This window comes from Stenotrophomonas sp. Ste86 (assembly GCF_024519465.1).
In the GTDB taxonomy this organism is placed as follows: domain Bacteria; phylum Pseudomonadota; class Gammaproteobacteria; order Xanthomonadales; family Xanthomonadaceae; genus Stenotrophomonas.
On the sequence record NZ_JALJRW010000006.1, the window covers coordinates 44,990 to 62,658 of the forward strand.

The window sequence follows — 17,669 nt, forward strand, 5'->3', positions numbered from 1 at the left end:
CACGGCCATCAAGCAGCAGCGCTGGTGGGGGGGCGCCGATGATCCAGCTGTTCGAGTCGCGCATGCAGGGGAGCGAACAACGCCACGCCCAGTTCGCTCAGCTGCGCAGGATCGCGCAGTGGCGTGACCAGCTGATCCATGTACGCGCTCACTGTGCGCCATCGGTCCTGGATCTCGGTGGCCATTCCTTTCCCGGCCAGTCGATCAAACACAATCATGGCATTGCCGAAGGCGTGGTAGCCCAGAAGGATGCGGTCCAGCGGCCGCTCGCACTGCTTCAGCGGCGAGAAGTAGGGCTTGGCATCGGGCACCACGGTCGATCCCATCCAGCTGCACATGTGGTAGTACTGATGCGTGCATTCATGCACCAGCATTTCCACCGTTTCAGTGGCACTGGCGGGCGTGGCCAGATCGATCCCGCCCATCCGCAACGCAGAGGAATTGCTGGCGATCATGTTCGGTGCCGGGCGGCGCAGTGGAGTGATTTCCTTCAAGAGACAGGTGACCCAGTCGTGGTACTCCGGCGCGACATCCCGCAGCAGCGCCAGCGCGTCCTCGATCTGCGCCGCGGCCGCCTCTGCCGGCGCATCATCGCAGGGTTGGCCGATCCAACGGCTGGCGTGCCAATCGCTTCCGACCAGCCGGACAGCCGGGTGCCCATCAATGCTGAGCAGCCGCGTCCGGGAGGCCGACGGCTCGATCCAGACCCGCACATCATCGCGGCCGGCGATGGCGACGAACGTCGTCTCGGCACCGCCAGCGGCGCGCACGCATAACCGGTCGGCGCTGCCGTCGAGGGTCAGTGCACCAACGAAGGTGCGACCGGCGATCAGGATCGGCTCGGCAATGTCGACGCGCATGTGGATCCGATCCAGCACCCCCGTCAGGAATGCTGCGGTGGCGACTTGCGCGGCCACCCAGTCCTGTTTGGTCTCCTCGCATGCATCAGCGCGCATGCCCTGCATCCCGGCATAAATCCAGCTCACCTCGAGCGTCCAGTAGGCAATGCTCGATGGCTGTGCGCCAAGCTGCTGCACGACCTGCTCGACCAGCGGCGCATGCCTACCCTGCTTGACCACTTCCTGAGCACGACTGCAAAAGGCATGGAACTGTATCGTGCACAGCTCGGCCGCCACGCTGCGGAAGTCCCCCACCGAGGGATGGGAGAGATAGCTGAAGATCTCCATCAAGGGCTCCTAGGCGTTGGCGTGGACGGCGTCTGCCGGATTCATGAATTGCGCTGCCTGGTATTGCGGTGGCGCCGACAGGATTCGGGCAACCGGTTCCAGCCCATCGCGACTGACCACGATCTTGGCCAGCACCGCGTGGATGGCATCGAGCGTTTCGCAGAAGACCGACGGCGATGAGAACCCCTCGCCACTCTTGTAGCGATTGAACAGATCCCCGGAGCGGCAGGTCCGGAACCACTCGCAGTCGGCACATTTTTCCGGCGCGGCGTCGACATCACCGACCAGCGAGCGCCACATGGGGCTTGCGAAGAATTCGCGCAGGCTGGTGTTCTCGATCGTCACATCGGACCGGCAGAAGGCATCGTCGAGCGCCATGATGTTGTCATCCGGCCCCAGGTAGCCCTCCGCCGAAATGGTGATGACGTTGTGCCGGTTGGCGCGCCTGAAATCCAGCCGCTGCGCATTGTCCTCGGACATCATCGCCTTCATGATCTCCGAGATCATGTACACCTTGATCGGCTTGTTCTGCGCGGAGTTCATCCAGTAATCGATGATCTCGCCGAAGTAGCGCGTCCATTGCGCCTGGGGCGCCAGCGTGGTGTCGCCATGCCCTTGCCGTGGCAACAGCAGATTGAGTCCGGTAACGTTGAGTTCTTCAGCGAAGTGACGCATGACCTCGCGCCCGTCCAGAGCGGCGTTGGCGACGCACAGCACGCCAGTGGGTGGAATGCGGTGATCGGCACTGGCCGCCTGCAGCAACCGCAGGCCACGCACGGTGTTGTCATAGCTGCCGCGACCGCGCCGATCCGGGCGCGACTGGTCGTGGACGTCCTTGGGCCCGTCGATGCTGACCCCGACCATCACCTGATGCTTGGCGAAGAGATCGATCCACTCCTCGTCGATCAGGGTCCCGTTGGTCTGCATGCCCAGATGCAGTTCGGTCACATCGTCCAGCGCCTCGCGGAGGATCGTGCACAGCCGGTCAAAGCGTTGCTTGGGCAACAAGGTGGGTTCCCCACCGTGAAGCCCCAGGTAGATATGCTTGATATTGAGTTCCACCGCTCCCTTGCGCAGGAATGCGGCAACGGCGTGGACTGTCTTCTCGGGAATCAGCGGGCGGCTTATCTCGGAAAGTTTATTTTCCTGGAAAAAGTAATAGCAGTAGGGACAAGCGAGGTTGCATCGCTCCGCGAGCTTCAGGACGACATCGATCTGATTACCCAACGGACTATTCATAGGCAATGACTTCCTTGTCCCGCATTATCATGCGAGTTTCTTGAGCACGAATGTTCAAAGGTGCCGGCGCGTGGCCGGCACCTGCTCTCACAGCGGAGTGCTTACTGCAGGACTTCCGGGTTCGCGGACAGGTGGCCGGAACCGTGAGCCGAACCGTGGGCAGCGCTCACCAGTTCCAGGTGGGCATCGACCAGGTCGCTCATGCCGTCCAGATCCGAAACAGCCTGCGGGCTGTTCTCGATCTTGGCCTTGAGACGATCTGCCAGACTACGGAGCTTCATATCCATTCAAGACTCCTTTCTTTGCACTATTGAAGTGGAACTACTCAGATTTTTCCTACATGTGAACGACGCATGATAAATGCGTCATGAACGTTTTTACATAATCAATTGTTCGTGTCAACAAGCTTTCCGCAATTAATCGAATCGGTTTTTCATTATCTGACGTGGCCCGCACTTCACCTGCCGCGCGTCGCAACGGCAGGACTGACCCGTGATGCGCGCCGCGCAGGTCCCAGCACTGCGATCTGGCCCAGCAGCCACAGAATGAGCGCGCCCACCGGCAGGAACTGCAAGGGCAACCTTGGCAGCTCATAGGCCTGCATCAGCGCAAGGTTGAGTGCGTAAGCCAGCAACATGCCGATCACGATGCCTGCCGTAGTGATGAGGAAGTTCTCCGTCTGGAAGTAGCGCAGCACATCCACGCGGCGTGCGCCGAGCGCCCGCCGGATGCCGATCTGGCGCGTGCGTTGCTGCACCCAGAAGCTGGCCAACCCCACGATTCCCAGCGCCGTGACCACCAGCAATCCGAGTACGACGACCGACAGCATGATGGCCATCGCCCGGTCTTGGCGGAAGTAGCTGCTGCGCATCTCGCTCATCGTGTCGCTGGCGAAGATGGTGATGCCCGGGTCCATCGCCTTGAGTGCGGCCACGCCTGCCTGCAGTACTTCGGCGCGACGCTCCGGCGTGGTCCGCACCACCAGATGCATCCCGGGCGTGTATTTGCGCACGGGAAGGATCATCGTGTAAGCACCTTCGGCGAATCCGTTCGGGCGGAGGAGCTCATCCACCACGCCCACCACCCGCGTGGGCTGGGAGCCCCAGCTGTAGATCGACTGGCCGACCGCGTTCTGGCCCGGGAACAGCCGCTCTGCCATCTTGCGATTGAGGATGACTGCGGGCACGCCCTGATCGGCATCGGTCCCTTCGATGGTTTCCAGGTCCCGGTACTCATCCGGGGTGAACAGGCGACCTGCAATCAGTCGCGAGCCAAAGACGTCCAAGAGATTGCCGCCATCAAGGTAAACGCTGGCGGTCAGGCTCTCGTCCTTCTGATCAGGTGTCAGCCTGACGCTGCTGGTGCTGCTGGAATTGCCGAAGGGAACCTGCGTGGCCAACGCCGCGCCGGATACACCCGGCAGGCCACGCATGGCGTTGAGATACTCCAGTGACACCGTGCGGTCGATCCCCTCCTCGCCACCTTCCAGCTGACGGGCGGTGGCCGCCTGTATACGTACCAGTTCGGTCTCGGCCAGCCCGCTGTCGATCTGGAGACGCTGGATGCGTTCGTGGATGAGGAACAGCAGGTTGCAGATGATCGCGCAACTGAGGGCAATCTCCAGCACGATCAACGACACGGCAACTTTATGCCGCCGCAATGCGGAAAGTATGGGTGCTACGTCCATGCTCGACTCCCGGAAATTGAATCGCATGAGTGCGGCAGTGCGCGCCGCACCCCTGCAGTGGCGTTACGCCGCGTTACTCGGACTTGAGCTGCGAGGCCGGCTCGAACTTCATCGCCTGCCAGGCCGGCAGCAGCCCGGCCAGCACACTGCTGACCAGTGCCAGCCCGAGCGTCATCAGCAGCATTTTCAGATCCAGGTGCGCCAGTGCAGCGTAGCTGGCAGGCTGCTGGCGAATGGCCCAAAGCCCCACCAATGCCAGGCACAGGCCGGCCACGCCTCCGGCGATGCCGACGGTTCCCGCCTCGACCAGGCATTGCCTGAAAATGTCCAGGCGGCTCGCCCCCAAGGCGCGGCGCAGGCTGATTTCTGGCGCCCGCCGCAGGAACGTTGCCAGCAGCAGGGCAATGGTATTGACCAGGCAGACCGCCAGAAAACCGAACGCCAGCCAGACCTGCAGACGCACATCGCTGGGGATGACCTGCTTGTAAAGCAGATAGTCGGTCACGCTGCGCAGTCTTACGTTCACCGGCCGCGCATAGCGGCCCATCTCGCGCTGCTGCGCCGAGTAGTTGTCCAGATAGCGCAGGTAGTCCGCCCTATCGGCAGGCGCTGCAAGTTCTACCCAGTATTGGAGCCAGGCACACGGCGCGTTGACGTCATACATGTCGGTGCCGCCTTCGCCCCAGCAGGTACTGCTCCCCTGGAACGAGATCTTCAGGTCGCGCGCGGTGGTGAAGGGAAGAAACAGCCCTTCCACCGCGCGGAACCGACCGGTATTGAGGTCATAGAACTTGGGAATGGGCCGCCAGGGCCCCAAGACACCGATGATGCGCAGGTCCTGGCCGTTGACGCGGATGCTCCTGCCCGTGCTGTCCTCGCCAGCGAACAAGGCCGAATTGAGCTCATCGCTGATCACCGCCAATCGCCCGTGCGCCTGGTCTTCCTCCGGCGTCCACGTTCGGCCGTGGCGCAGCGGAACCTGGAACATCGGGAAAAAATCGGCCGTGGTGAATCGCACGTCCGTCTGCTGTGGCGCGCGGCCGGCGATCCCCGCGTCCACCCGTGCCGCACCGCCGGACATCATCGCCTGGCGCTGCGCTTTCCTTTGCGCCAGCAGCGTTTCGGCGTCCAGGCGGGTCAGATGTTCGAGCGGCTCACCGCCAGGCTTGTAGCCCTGCATTGCTTCGGCATCCAGTTGCACGCGGAACACGCGATCACTTTTCCCCGGCAGGGGATCGCCCGACAGCACGTGGAGCACGGTCAATGTCGTCATCGAGGCACCGATGCCCAACCCCACTGCGAGGATCATCAACGCGGTGAGCACCCGGTTTCTCTTCAAACTGTGCAGGGCAAGGCCAAAGTAATAGCCGATCATGACCACCGTCCTTGGTTATTCGCTGGTGGAGGAAACGTACGCATCGCTCGGAACGTCAACCGGTCGCCGCAGGTCGGTGACCTGGCCATCGACAATGTGTACATTGCGACGCGCGCGTGCGGCAAGCTCCTGATCGTGGGTGACCATCACAATGGTCGTACCGGCACCGTTGATCTGTTCCAGCAATTCCATGACGCCACGGGCCATGCCGGTATCCAGGTTTCCGGTAGGTTCGTCTGCAAGAAGTAGCCGCGGACTGCCGGCCAGTGCCCGCGCAATGGCAGCGCGCTGCTGTTGGCCACCGGAAAGCTGCGTGGGATAGTGCTTCATCCGCGATCCCAGACCCACTTGCGTCAGCGCATGCTCGATCCGCTCGCGCCGCTCTGCCGCCCCCATGCGCCGATACCGCAACGGAACATCCACGTTGTCGAACAGGCTGAGGTCGGGGATCAGGTTGAACCCCTGGAAGATGAAACCGATCTTCTCGTTGCGCATCCTGCTTCGCGCTTCATCGCCCAAGGTGGAGACGTCCTCGCCATCCAGGCGATAGCAGCCATCGGTGAAGCCCTCGAGCAGGCCGGCGATATTGAGGAAGGTGGTCTTGCCAGACCCCGACGGGCCGGTGACGGCGACGAATTCACCCTCTTCTACATGCAGGTCCATTGCACGTAATGCGCTGGTCAGGACTTGTTCGCTTCGGAATACCTTTGAAATCCCTTTCATTTCAAGCATGCAGCGTTCCTTCGTCTGGCTTTGCGAGCAGAGAGCTGGCGACATCGCCAACGTCCCTGGCGGTTATCCGATATTCACTCAATGGTTGCGATCCGGCAAGTCACTTCCTGCCTGTGAGATGGCGAACAGGTCACACTCCGAAGGATGAGCGCGCATTACCCCCCCCGCTACCCGCGCTCACCCATCGCATTGAGCCAGGCGTGCTTGAGGAAGTCGCGCACCGCCTGGAAGCGCGGCGTGTCGTACAGCGACCGGTGCGTCCACAGCCACACCTCCTGGCTCAATGCCGGCGCATCGCGCACGCGCACCAGCCCGCCCACGTGCTGCGCCACCGTGCACTCGATGACCCCCAGCCCGCCACCTGCAGTCACGCCATCCAGCACACCCACCGAATAGTTGCAGCGCAGCCACGGGCGGTTGGCGCCGGGCAGGGTGCGCAGCCAGCGCTCCACTTCGAACTCCACGCGCGGTTCGTCCAGGCCCACGAATTCCAGCTCATGCCACGCCTGGTTGGCGATCGCCGCCTGCCGCCGCGCGGCGTAGGCCTGGTTGGCGTACAACGCGTATTCCACACGGCCTACGCGGTCACCGCGCAGATCCGTCGTATCGGGCGGACCGTAGCGCAGCAGCGCGTCGGCCTCGCGGCGGGCCAGGTTGTAAGGCTCGCGCGAGGTGAGCACCTCCACGCCCAGGCCGGGGTGCTGGCGGTTCAGTCCGGGCAACAGGGTAATCAGCAGGAAGCTGGCCCATTCGTCGGCGTTGATCCGCACCGTGCCCACCAGCTCCTTGGGCGTATCGGCTTCGCGGGCGATCTCGTCGGCGGCCTCCTCCATCTGCTCGGCCAGCGCAAACACCCGTTGCCCCAGCTCGGTGGGGATGCAGCCGGTGGACGTGCGCTCCACCACCTTGCCGCCCAGCCGCTCTTCCAGCGCATCCAGCCGGCGCGACAGCGTGGCCGTGCTCATGCGCGCTGCCTTGGCGGCTTCGCGCAGGGTGCCGCCACGGACCACCGCGAGCAGCACCATCAGGTTGTCCCACGGAAAGTGTTTCATATATGAAACGGCCGCCTACGATATTGGGGGTTTTTCACCATTTTTGAAACTTATACCATGGTCCCCGGGCGCGCTACGAGCGTTGATCGCCGCCCCCTCCCCCTCCTTAGATCCGCTCTCCTCTCCGCCTGGCCCTGCCGGCGGCGAACATCAGGTGCTGCACCCATGAAAACCGAAAAGACCCTTTGGGACCGAATTGTCCACGCCGTGCTGTTTGAAGGCATCGCCCTGTGCCTGTGCGCGCCGGTGATGTCCTACGTGCTGGGCAAGTCGCTGTTCGACACCGGCGTACTCACCATCGCCCTGGCCACGTGCGCGATGCTCTGGAACATGCTCTACAACGCGATGTTCGAGCGGGTGGAGAAGAAGTTCGGGTTCAAGCGGACCGTGCCGGTGCGTATCGGGCACGCGGTGGGCTTCGAGGGCGGGCTGGTGCTGGTGGTGGTGCTGCTGGCCGCGTGGTGGCTGTCCATCTCCTACTGGGATGCGTTCCTGTTGGAGATGGGGCTGATCGCGTTCTTCCTGCCTTACACGTATGTGTACAACCTGGTGTACGACAAGGTGCGGGAGCGGTTGGTGCGGCGGGCGGAAGCGGGTCGGGTCAGCGAGGCGCGGTGATGTTCGGCACGCGTGTTGATGGCACGCGCGCCTGGCGCCCGTTCTTCTCACCGCTCCTTCTTCCGGACAGTGTCGGCGCGTTGCGCCTCCCGCGGCGACCTTGCACCCTGAGCCTGACCAACGCTCCAGCCGCTGTCTGTTTGGAGAGGGATGCGCTATATCTGGCGCTGCCGGGCAGAACGCAGGTGCGCTAAGGATGAGGCTGTTCGCTGAAAGGTCTCGCGCTACTCGGCTGTTACTAATGCTCCCGATCACGGAAAAAGGAATTGGCCAATGAGGCATTCTCATTCACGGGCGATCATTGACATGGAGCCCGTGACTACGGCAGCGATAAGGAATATTGTGCGTGGCCTCTTCCATCGCCGTCATGACTATGGTGATTATGATCTGACCGATGTGGCAGCGGAGCTTGAGGAGCTTGGCGTATCCAGCATCAAGCAACTCAAGCTTCTGATGAAGAAGCATCGGCGCGCGATACTCATGGATGAGAGGGGGCGGATGTCCAGGGCCGAGACGTTGTATCTATTGGCTGAGTTTGGCCCACAAGGCGTCGACGCACATACGAACACCTCCTGGTTCGCCATTCCTGGTTTGGTACGGGAGGCGCTTGAGAAGGAATTTGGTTGGGAGAGGGTTATCGGCTTGCATGAGCGCCAATCGGGACAGGACCCTGCTGCGTACGAGCCTGCGGCTAATCCCGGCCGTTGATCGTGGCATAGCGAAACCTTTGCCGCGCGCGATGTCGCCCGGCCGCGCGGAGCATGGTCAGCATCCCTGTTTACAAACGATGTCATCAGGGATGCCTTGCAAAAAAAATGGTGATCGCACTGCCGCGCAAGCACCTGGATAGGTCGGATGATCAATCATTTCACGCCGCATAGGGGACTAGCTTGCTCGTCCCATTTCGGCCAGGCGAGCAGAACTGTGGCATTTTGATTTGCTTGGGCTTTTCTTGACATGCCGCGTTGACTGCATCAGCATTGCTCGCGAAATTTTTAGTACGCTGTAAAGGACTACATGAATCTCAAAGTCATCGGCATTTCTGCCGTTGCTGTGGTGGGCTTGGCCGCTGTGGGGTGGACGCAGCTGGGGGATAGCATGAGACCCGTCAAGCGAAGTGAAGCAAGCGCTTCAAGTCACGCGCCCGGACAAGCTGGTGCCGAGCTTCAAGCGCCCGATTCGGATATGGCAGCAGGGTCCTCACGCCAGCCTCTTTCAGCGCCTCGTCATCCATTCCCGGAAGTGCCGCTTACGCGCGCAGGCATGGATTTGGAGGATGACCCGGGTTTTGCAGAGAGTGTGGCTGAGCAGCAGTGGCTTGATCTGCATGGTTACCCGAACATCAGGCAGTGGGAAACATACACTGCTGCTCCCGATGAGAGATTGCGAGAAGCAGCAGCTGCCGGTGACGCAGTCGCGGGCGTGATGCTCGATGGAAGACTATTGAGAACTGACCCCAAGGCTCAGGAGCGCTTGGTGGAAGCGGGCGTTGACGGCAATTTGTTCGCACTCCAGTTGTTGGCCGCTTATCAAGCAGGAAGCAGAAACGGCGACCCTGTGGCTGCCTACGCAGTTTCGCGAGTCAGCGAAATGCGTGGGGACTTACGTGCCGCCATAGGGCGAGAGGTGATGATGCCCGCGCCGCTGACGCCGGAGCAGCGTCTGCTGGGAGAGGCAGAAGCATTGCGGTTGAATGAGACGATGAACAAGCTCTATTTCGACAAATACGGCGCGCCTGCGGAGTTCATCCCGCGGCCGATAGGGCACTCTTGAAGAGCAAATGGATCAACACAGAAGAGAATGGATTCATGAAGATAAGTAAGAAGATTTCGCTTTCCGTCATCGGTCTTGGAGCAGTTGTCGGTGTTGCGCTTGCCTGTGAAGTTCTTCCGATGCCGCCTATGGCACCGCTGAAGGTCACGCTGTCCGATATGCCAAAAGCCAACGATTACAGCAACCCGGCGAATGCGGCCTTCATGAAAAAGCTGGATGGGGCGGCCGAAAAGCTTGTAGGTTCAGCGAACTGGCGGGCAAATGCGTTTCACGGTTACGTCGCATATTCATTCAAGCTGATGATGGTTACTGGAGCCGCCAATATCTACATCGAGAAGCCTTGCGACAGCTCAGCTGAAGAGATGGCGCAGAAGGCTGCCCAGTCGGTCGGCTCGAACGGCGGTGGCGGCGGCGGTGGCAGCGGAGGTAGTGGCGGGGGCGGTGGCGTGCTGATCGGCGGCGGCTGCTACGGTAGCTGCGGTGGCAAAATGCCTATCGTTGACGTGGGTCCGCCTCAGCAGATCAGCTGAAGACGGATTTCTTCCAGCACCTCTGGCTGCCCTTCTAGGTCGCCAGGGGTTAAAGTGGGGAGCGGCGCAACGTTCTCGGTATAGGCCGGAGCCGCGCACATGGCTATGAGCGACAGGGCCGCCGCAATCGACGTCAGACTCATCTGGAGCATGCCTCCCAAGGCCTCAATGCGCTGGCCGGGATTCAACGACTGCCTCCCGCTAGGCCGTCAGTTCTCTAGAATTCCGCTTCCTTGCTAGCAGAAGGTTGCAGCACTTGCTGCCCTAGATCATTGCCGATGTTGAGGAACCCGATCCCCCCCGACAGCCCTTGTGCTCGCATAGCCTGCGTTTGCACGACCGAAGAGTAATCCGCAAAGAAATCGGGCTTGCGCCATTGCGCGGAAATCGAATCGCGACTGCCGCCCAGGTCGTTGTTCCAGGTCACGGCCCTCTGCGAACCTGGCGAGCCGAACTTGCGCTTGAGCAGCTCCATCACGCGCGGCTCCGCCTCGAACCCCGTGGTGTTGAAGCGCAAGGCGATCACACGCCCGTTGTGCAGCAAAACCAGGCCGCCCGCACCTTCCAGAGAGAAAGCGTCACCTGCGCCCGCGCCGATCGACATGCCGATGGGCGCGACCCACGCCGGGGCCTCAGCCTTGGCGAAGACCAGGTAACCGTATTCGCCTGGCCCGAACTCGGTATTGCCTGCGGCCATCTTTGTCGTGCCGGGTGCGACGCACAACCCTGTTGCCGGTGGCAGAGCCTTCAGCGGCTCCGGCGGCGGGGCCGTCAGCTTGTTGAACGCCCTAGCCCCCAATCCGATGTTGCTCCTGCGGGCAGCTGGAGCGGGTGAGGATAGTTCGCAAACAGGCAGCGTTAGGGGTGCCCCTAACTTGATGCCGAATATGTCAGCTTCCGCCGCAGATACCGAGACGGTGGACGACATGGTCAGTAAAAACGACAAGAGAACCGGCGGCTGCAGTGAAACGCATGGGGCTGTAATCCAAGCTGGATCATGGTTGTGGCGGAGTATATGCCCCGTTGCTGCTCGGCGCTGCGCTCGGCTGCCAGGGCGTGGCCGACGACCCTCACGGAGTGTCCGCTACCGGCCAGAACAGACGTCTGCTAGACCAACGGCTAGCTGCTTGCCGGTGCATTCTGATGTGGTTGTCTACGCCTACCGGGTCGCCGCCTTCGTACGGGGCTGTGGAAACTGACGGGCTCAGGACAACAACCAGTGCCTTTCCGTTGTCCACCCCTTGAAAACCCGCGCCCCGTCCTCGCCGGGTGCATGCTGAGGCAAGCTCCGGCCGGCTGCGGCCTGCCGTAGTCCCTTCATGGCGGGCCCGAAGCGAAACTTGAAGGTATGCGGCTGCTCCTGGAAATGGGCTTCAATGCGCGCGATCACCGCATGCCTACGGGCATTGTCGAGCATCGACAGGAAGAAGATCATCTGTCTCCATGCATACGCGGTGTTTTTGAGCATGATCAGCCGGCCATGCCAGTGCGGAACAGGCATCTGCTGACGTTTGCAGATCCACTGATAGCAACGCAATGCCATCGCATCCAGCGACGGATCCAGCAACGCTCGGAGCCCGGCTCCCTCGAACAGCACTGCAAGATTGTGGGTGGTCAGGATCTGTGACTGTTCGAGGATGGCGCCGTTCGTCGCGGGGGACCGAGCGGCCGATTGCACGTCTGCACGCAGAGCAGCCAGTGTCGAAAGCGCGTCCGCACCGTCAGTGGACCTACCCCAAAGTCGACGCATGGTTCCCGCGTTCCGCTTGTCCGGCAGTGCCGCCAGCGCATCGGTATCGATGTCGTAATAGCTGGCGTACAGCGTTCCGGCGACAACGCGGGCCGCGCAGCGCGAAGCCTCAACGAACGTGTTGGTGAACACCCCCATGAAGATGTCGGCCGCAATCTCATCCACCAATGGAAGCTGTAGCTTGGCGCTGTCGGCGAGGGCGCGGAACTCACTCACCAGCTTGTTGGGCGTGATCGCGTGGGGAAATGCTTCAATTGCGACCAACGCCGACTCAGTCAGCGCAAGACGTGCGCTCTCGTTGCTGGCGGCGTCTGGTGCGCGCTCGCCGTCGATAGCGGCGATCCAAGGCAGCTCCCTAAGACGCACCTGGCTTTCCAGGTTGAGCAACAGAAGAGAGCGCCGTCTGCGGAACGCACGATACGTTGAGGCGTACAAGCGGCGCAGCGTGGGATTGGCCAGCGCGCTGCCTCGGATCTCGGCGGTCAACGCAGGAAGCACGCGAGCGATTGTCTCACCGGAGGTGACGATGCCAGCATCCACCAGTTCAGCAATGGTGCCGCGACGGCAACGTTCCAGACGCTTGCGAATCGCGTCCGGCAACGGCTGTCCCTGTTGGATTGAATGCGTGGTGGCCTCGCCTTCAGTAATTGAACAGGTCAACGTGGAAAAGTCACGGATGCCCTCTGATTCGGGATACCCCGCAAGTCGCGCCGCAACGGCGTGCCCGATCCGGCGGTGTGGTGCTGAGGAAACGTCGCGCCGTTGTCGCTGCCGGAAGGCGACGTGCTGCGGGGATTCGGGCCTGCCGTGGGCGGCAACGAAATCATCGACAATTCTCCGAATTCGCCCGACTTGACGTCCGGTAAGCGTGCTCGAATCGTCGCAACAGGCGGCCAGGAGCTGGAGCAGTTCGCTCGCCCGGTCCTTCTTGCGCACGATCTCACCGGGGAATGTGACGCGAGCACTGTCGATCTGCATCAACAACGCCTTCGCTGCAGCGTGCCAGCCTGCCGGGTATCGGCGGCACGGCCATCCGTCCACGTAGGTCTCGAGGAACAGCGAGATCGCGGCGTCATATAGCGGCAAGCGGATGCTGATCACCCGCGCCTGCTCCGCCAGCCGGCGTTGCCCTTTGAGCTCCGACAGCCGCCTGCGAACATCGCCAGCGGTGAAGACACTGACCTCGGCAGTCAGGGGCGAGGCATTGTCGGTAGGTGCCGGGAAAAACCTCAGCCTGTCAAAGAAAGGTGCGATCGCTTCGATGATCGCCTGCGATTGCTCGATTCGCCCCTGACTGACAAGCCACGCCACCACCAGCAGGGCCGCCTCTTCAGGTACGTCGATACGGTAGCGACCTTCCGCGAGCAGTTGGTGAAGGTGACCCAGGCCGTCATCGGTCAGATGCCAAAGATTCAGATCCATCCGCGCACGCTCGGTGCGGACGCCCGTCACCCTGTGGCAAAGCTCGCGCTCGTAGGCGGTTAGCTCACCCCCGGCGAGCAGGGCTCCCGTGGCAAAGCCACCAGTGGCTACCTCCAGCGTCGCCCAAGCAGGAACCCCCTCGAACGGCGTGCGCGAGCCATAGTCCGCGGTCCCGTCCAGGGAATGCTCGAGTATCTGCTGCCAGCGCTCCGATCGCGCCTTCGCGCGCGCCCGCGCCTGCGCATCCGGGTTCTGCTCGCTGCTGATCAGCGCTTTGGCCAGCTGGAACTGCGCGTAGGCCAAGCCCGGCGCGATAATGGGACCGCCACTACGATCTGAAGTCATCCGTGATGTCGATATCGCGAAGAGATGGGTCCGGAGGCTGGAGTCGAACCAGCGCCCTCCCGGTTAAGAGCCGAGGGTTCTGCCACTGAACTATTCCGGAATATAGGTGGAATTTCGCACGGTGCGAGTGCAGGCGCAATAGACCACTAGGGGCTGCTTTCGGCCAGAAACAGACGCATGAGAATTCGAGTCCCATACGTCTGTGCAAACAGCCCTAATTTCCGCCCTTCGTCAATCGACAGACGCTTCATGCGAAGCTTCCGCGCGGATGCCTTCGGCACTCTTCTTCGCTAGTGTTTTCGCGTTTTTTGAGAGCGCCTTCCGTATTCGCTGCTGCGCATCCTTGACCTTCTCCCCATCAAGCACCTCTCGCTTGAGTATCTCGTTGTTGAGAAGCTCGAGAATCGCCTCAGACTCAATCTTTAGCTCAGGGAACATACGACGCAGCTCACGACGCACGACCGAGACAACCGACTCACCCAGAATGACCTGGGCCACAGTGAATTTATTGAGCACGGAGATGTGCTGATGGTAGAGACCCATGGCATCTGACGTAATGCCCTCCCTGCAAAGAAGGAAGAGTCGACGTTGATCCTCTTCGTTCTTCAGATTGATGTCTGCGATGCAGAATGAAGATACAAGCTCATACTCTATGGGCTGGCCAAACTTGATCCGATACAGCCGCCACTCAAGCGCGTTTGTAAGCACGATCCACTCAATTCCTTCGTGCGCTCCATAGTTGATGGCCTGCCGAAGGTGTGTCTCGTTGAGGGCGATTGCAGCAGCTTTTACCTCAATAAGGACGCGAATCTTGCCGTCTATCTTGACCGCGAGGTCGCAGAAGGTCCCGCGAATCTGCTGTTCACTGGTCAGCTCGTTGTATTTGTCATAGCCGAACACCTCGGCGAGCATATCTTTGACCAGAGTCACCGTGTCGGCCTCCGACACATCTCTGGTTTTATGCGATACCGCGACAGCGACTAGCGACTTCACCGTAGCCGGCCAACGATCCATCACCTTCTTTGGAATCTTCAACATAGCTCCCCCGTTCCTTGGCTGTTTCCCCATATTGGCGACTTGCCGGGCTTCTCGCAACGGCCACGTGGGAAATCGAGCCAGTCCACGGCCGAGAGCGATGTTTTGGCATCGGGAGCGCGACACCCCTCCCGCGCTGCAACAAGGCCCGCGGCCGGCACGGCCTTAGGAAGAGGTGGCTCTACCTTGCTAGCGCTGAGAAATATCGGAATTTTGCATATAGAAAATTGCGCCGTACGGTTTCCCCGCAAAGGAGAACCCTCATGTCCATCACGAGCGTCGGTTCGGCTGTCTCATCACCCGCCCAGTCGGTAGATATCTACACGCGCGCCAATGTAACAATCTCTGTGGCCATCGCAAGCATGGCGTTTATACGTTTGCGAATTCGCACCAGGGCCACATCAGTTAGAAGGGCCGCGCAACGATCCTCAACCACCACCAACGTGCGCAACTACCACTCCTCCATCACCCCCACCTCTCCAAACCCCCAACTCCAGTTGACGCCATCGTTCGCACCAGCTGCGACCCCCTGCGAGTTTCATCCCACTTCCGCACATCCACCGCACTCCATTTCGCATCATTGCAAATGCTGCCCACCTGCTCGGTTGACCCTCCCCCACCCCGAAAGCATGGTGCACGCATGAACACTCTCACGCGCATCGCCCTGCTTGGCGACGTGGCCAGCATCCGCCAGGGCCACCCCTTTCGCGGTGCCATCGGCGCCGTACCGGGAGGCCCAGTGCAGGTCATCCAATTGAAGAACCTCTGCGCCGATGGCCTGCGGGAGCGCGAGCACTTGCTGCGTACCGTGCTGCGCGCACGCAAGCCGCCGGACTGGGTGCAGGATCAGGATGTCCTGATCGCGGCACGCGGCAATCACCCACTGGCGATGTTGCTGCGTGCGCCGCCAGAATCCACCGTGTGCAGTCCGCACATGTACATGGTGAGGGTGAGCACGGCCGACCTGCTGCCGGCGTTTCTGGCATGGCAGTTGAACCAGCGCGCGGCCCAGGCCTACCTGCACCAGCAGGCGGCGGGATCGCGCCAACAGAGCCTGCGCAAGACGGTGGTGGCGCAGTTGCCGCTGCGCATTCCGCCGCTGCCACAGCAGCAGCGCATCGTGGCGATCGCCCAGGCGGTGCAGTCCGAGCAGCGCTGCCTGGAAGCGCTGATCCACAACCGCCAACAGGAGATCGCCGTTGTGGCCGAGCAGTTTCTGCAGGGAGGTGCCGCATGAACCTGATTGCCGCGTTGCCGGGCGCGCATGCCACGCTGGCCGCGCTCACCGCCGCCCGCGAGGTGCTGGTGGACGCCGCCGAGGGCGAGGCCGCCACGCACCTGCTGCTGGCTTTGCTGTTGCTCAAGATCGCCAGCGATACCGAGGCCGCCGCGCACGATCCGAGCGGCGCGTATGGGTCACCGCTTACCTGGCCGCCCGGCGCTCCCGGCGCACAGCTGCTGGCGGTACCGGCCGATGCCCGCTTTGAGGCGCTGCATCACCATCGCTTCGCAGTAGGCAACGACCTGCGCATCATGACCGCCCTGCAGCGCCTGGCCCAATCCAATCCGGCCACGCTGGGCGAGGTGTTCGATGTGCTGCGCCTGCACGATGGCTGGCCGCGCGATGCCGACCGGCGCGAGGTGGCCCTGTCGCGGCTGCTGGGGCGGTTGTCAGTGCCTGCGTTGGATTTCCGCAGCCTGCGCGGCGCCTATCGCAGCGACATCGGCGAGGCGGTGGATCGGTTGCTGGAGCGTAATCAACCGCGGCGGAGCAAACTGCCGCTTGCACATGTGCCCGATGCGCTGGGCTGGCTGATGGCCGCGTTGATGGACCCGTCAGAGGACGAGGGCATCTGTGATCCGTCCTGCCACAGCGGCAGCCTGCTGCTGGCCGCCAGCCGCTGGGCGCGAACGCGGCATGGTGCCCGCCGCCACCGGCTGGCCGGCCAGGAGGACATGGACGACGGCTGGGCGCGAACCCGCCTGCGCCTGTTGCTGCACGGCGAAGACAATCATGCCGTACACGGGGGGACGCCGTTGCGGCACGACATGCTGGTGCAGCCGGACGGGACGCTGCAGCGTTTTCACGTGCAGCTGTCGCGGCCGCCGTTTGCGCTGGCGTGGGCGCCCGAGCGCGCGCCTCGTGATCCGCACCGGCGCTTCGTGCACGGCCTGCCCCCGCGCCAGTGGGGACATCTGGCGCTGTTGCAGCACATGCTCAAGGCGATGGACCCGCAGCGCGGGCGCATCGCCCTCGTGGTGCCACACGGCGTGCTGTTCCGCGCCGGCGATGAGGCGCTCATCCGCCGACGCCTGCTGGACGCCAACCTGATCGAGGCGGTGATCGGCCTGCCCGACCGGCTGTTTGCCGGCACCCCGGTCGCCACGGCGCTGCTGGTCCTGCGCAGCGTGCGCAATGACGAAGCGGTGCTGTTCATCGATGCGCGCCAGCTGCAGTCCAGTGGCAGGCGCTCCGCCAAGCTGGACCGTGCCGGCGCCGAGCAGCTGCTGGCGCTCTGCCAGGCGCGCAAGGATGTGCCCGGGCTGGCCTGCCGCGCCGATCCGGCGCTGATTGCACGCCACGATGGCAACCTGAGCGTTGCCCGCTACGTGCACCCGGAATCCACAGACGCGTCGCCATCGCTGGACGCCGTTCGCCGCGAGCGGGCGACGTTGCGGTCGCGGTTGAATGCGCTGGAGCAGGCGCTGGACGTGGATCTGCGCACGCTGGAACAACCGTATGCGGCGGCCTCTGAGCGTGGCGCGGCATGACCGGCACGGCCAGAACGGCTGATCGACGGGTGCTATCTGCTTGTTGGAAAGCATCAAAACTATGCAGCGCCCGCGTCATGCGGTGATCAGGAAACGGAATGATGCACACGGTGTGGGCGAAGGCCGCTGCGCCAGACTGCAGGTATGTCGCA

Annotated in this window: 17 protein-coding genes and 1 tRNA gene; 6 read left to right on the forward strand and 12 right to left on the reverse strand. The window is 62.3% G+C overall.

Annotation, left to right across the window (positions count from 1 at the left end; all coding sequences use genetic code 11):
- Positions 1-8: 8 nt before the first annotated feature.
- The 7 genes from NR101_RS08075 to NR101_RS08105 all read right to left on the reverse strand — a co-directional run bounded on the left by NR101_RS08075 (position 9) and on the right by NR101_RS08105 (position 7,272).
- A complete protein-coding gene (locus tag NR101_RS08075) occupies positions 9-1,187 on the reverse strand; it encodes an HEXXH motif-containing putative peptide modification protein (RefSeq protein WP_256774768.1) in 1,179 nt (392 codons plus the stop codon).
- 9 nt (positions 1,188-1,196) lie between these two features.
- On the reverse strand, positions 1,197-2,426 hold the full coding sequence (locus tag NR101_RS08080) for a radical SAM protein (protein WP_256774769.1): 1,230 nt from the start codon (positions 2,424-2,426) through the stop codon (positions 1,197-1,199).
- Between the two features lie 101 nt (positions 2,427-2,527).
- Positions 2,528-2,713 carry a hypothetical protein gene (locus NR101_RS08085; protein WP_256774770.1) on the reverse strand — a complete coding sequence of 62 codons (186 nt, stop codon included), beginning with the start codon at positions 2,711-2,713 and terminating at the stop codon, positions 2,528-2,530.
- 170 nt (positions 2,714-2,883) lie between these two features.
- On the reverse strand, positions 2,884-4,113 hold the full coding sequence (locus tag NR101_RS08090; protein ID WP_256774771.1) for an FtsX-like permease family protein: 1,230 nt from the start codon (positions 4,111-4,113) through the stop codon (positions 2,884-2,886).
- 73 nt (positions 4,114-4,186) lie between these two features.
- Positions 4,187-5,488: an ABC transporter permease gene (locus NR101_RS08095; RefSeq protein ID WP_256774772.1), complete on the reverse strand. Its 1,302-nt coding sequence runs from the start codon at positions 5,486-5,488 to the stop codon at positions 4,187-4,189.
- 15 nt (positions 5,489-5,503) lie between these two features.
- On the reverse strand, positions 5,504-6,220 hold the full coding sequence (locus NR101_RS08100; RefSeq protein WP_256774773.1) for an ABC transporter ATP-binding protein: 717 nt from the start codon (positions 6,218-6,220) through the stop codon (positions 5,504-5,506).
- Between the two features lie 167 nt (positions 6,221-6,387).
- Complete coding sequence (locus tag NR101_RS08105) at positions 6,388-7,272, reverse strand: LysR family transcriptional regulator (protein WP_256774774.1); 885 nt, start codon at positions 7,270-7,272, stop codon at positions 6,388-6,390.
- A 165-nt stretch (positions 7,273-7,437) separates the two neighbouring features.
- Here NR101_RS08105 and NR101_RS08110 point away from each other — a divergent pair, with 165 nt between their 5' ends.
- From NR101_RS08110 to NR101_RS08125, 4 genes are all read left to right on the forward strand, one after another.
- Positions 7,438-7,890: a multidrug/biocide efflux PACE transporter gene (locus NR101_RS08110; protein ID WP_256774775.1), complete on the forward strand. Its 453-nt coding sequence runs from the start codon at positions 7,438-7,440 to the stop codon at positions 7,888-7,890.
- A 273-nt stretch (positions 7,891-8,163) separates the two neighbouring features.
- Complete coding sequence (locus NR101_RS08115; RefSeq protein WP_256774776.1) at positions 8,164-8,598, forward strand: hypothetical protein; 435 nt, start codon at positions 8,164-8,166, stop codon at positions 8,596-8,598.
- Between the two features lie 309 nt (positions 8,599-8,907).
- A complete protein-coding gene (locus NR101_RS08120; RefSeq protein WP_256774777.1) occupies positions 8,908-9,663 on the forward strand; it encodes a hypothetical protein in 756 nt (251 codons plus the stop codon).
- Entirely contained in the window at positions 9,660-10,193 is a 534-nt protein-coding gene (locus NR101_RS08125) for a hypothetical protein (protein WP_306175459.1), read from the forward strand. The genes NR101_RS08120 and NR101_RS08125 overlap by 4 nt, the downstream gene beginning before the upstream one ends.
- Here the strand turns inward: NR101_RS08125 and NR101_RS08130 are convergent.
- From NR101_RS08130 to NR101_RS08150, 5 genes are all read right to left on the reverse strand, one after another.
- Positions 10,178-10,381: a hypothetical protein gene (locus NR101_RS08130; protein ID WP_256774778.1), complete on the reverse strand. Its 204-nt coding sequence runs from the start codon at positions 10,379-10,381 to the stop codon at positions 10,178-10,180. The genes NR101_RS08125 and NR101_RS08130 overlap by 16 nt on opposite strands.
- A 29-nt stretch (positions 10,382-10,410) precedes the next feature.
- Positions 10,411-10,890: a hypothetical protein gene (locus tag NR101_RS08135; RefSeq protein WP_256774779.1), complete on the reverse strand. Its 480-nt coding sequence runs from the start codon at positions 10,888-10,890 to the stop codon at positions 10,411-10,413.
- 507 nt (positions 10,891-11,397) lie between these two features.
- Positions 11,398-13,710, reverse strand: coding sequence for a hypothetical protein (locus tag NR101_RS08140; RefSeq protein ID WP_256774780.1), 2,313 nt, complete (start codon positions 13,708-13,710; stop codon positions 11,398-11,400).
- A gap of 25 nt (positions 13,711-13,735) precedes the next feature.
- Positions 13,736-13,810, reverse strand: a tRNA-Lys gene (locus NR101_RS08145).
- Between the two features lie 131 nt (positions 13,811-13,941).
- A complete protein-coding gene (locus tag NR101_RS08150; RefSeq protein ID WP_256774781.1) occupies positions 13,942-14,748 on the reverse strand; it encodes a type I restriction enzyme HsdR N-terminal domain-containing protein in 807 nt (268 codons plus the stop codon).
- A gap of 637 nt (positions 14,749-15,385) precedes the next feature.
- On the opposite strand from NR101_RS08150, the gene NR101_RS08155 reads away from it, so the two are divergent.
- Together NR101_RS08155 and NR101_RS08160 are read left to right on the forward strand one after the other, a co-directional pair.
- The gene (locus tag NR101_RS08155) at positions 15,386-15,982 is read left to right on the forward strand and encodes a restriction endonuclease subunit S (protein WP_256774782.1); all 597 of its coding nucleotides are present in this window, start codon (positions 15,386-15,388) and stop codon (positions 15,980-15,982) included.
- The gene (locus NR101_RS08160) at positions 15,979-17,517 is read left to right on the forward strand and encodes an N-6 DNA methylase (protein WP_256774783.1); all 1,539 of its coding nucleotides are present in this window, start codon (positions 15,979-15,981) and stop codon (positions 17,515-17,517) included. The genes NR101_RS08155 and NR101_RS08160 overlap by 4 nt, the downstream gene beginning before the upstream one ends.
- The last annotated feature ends 152 nt before the right edge of the window (positions 17,518-17,669 follow it).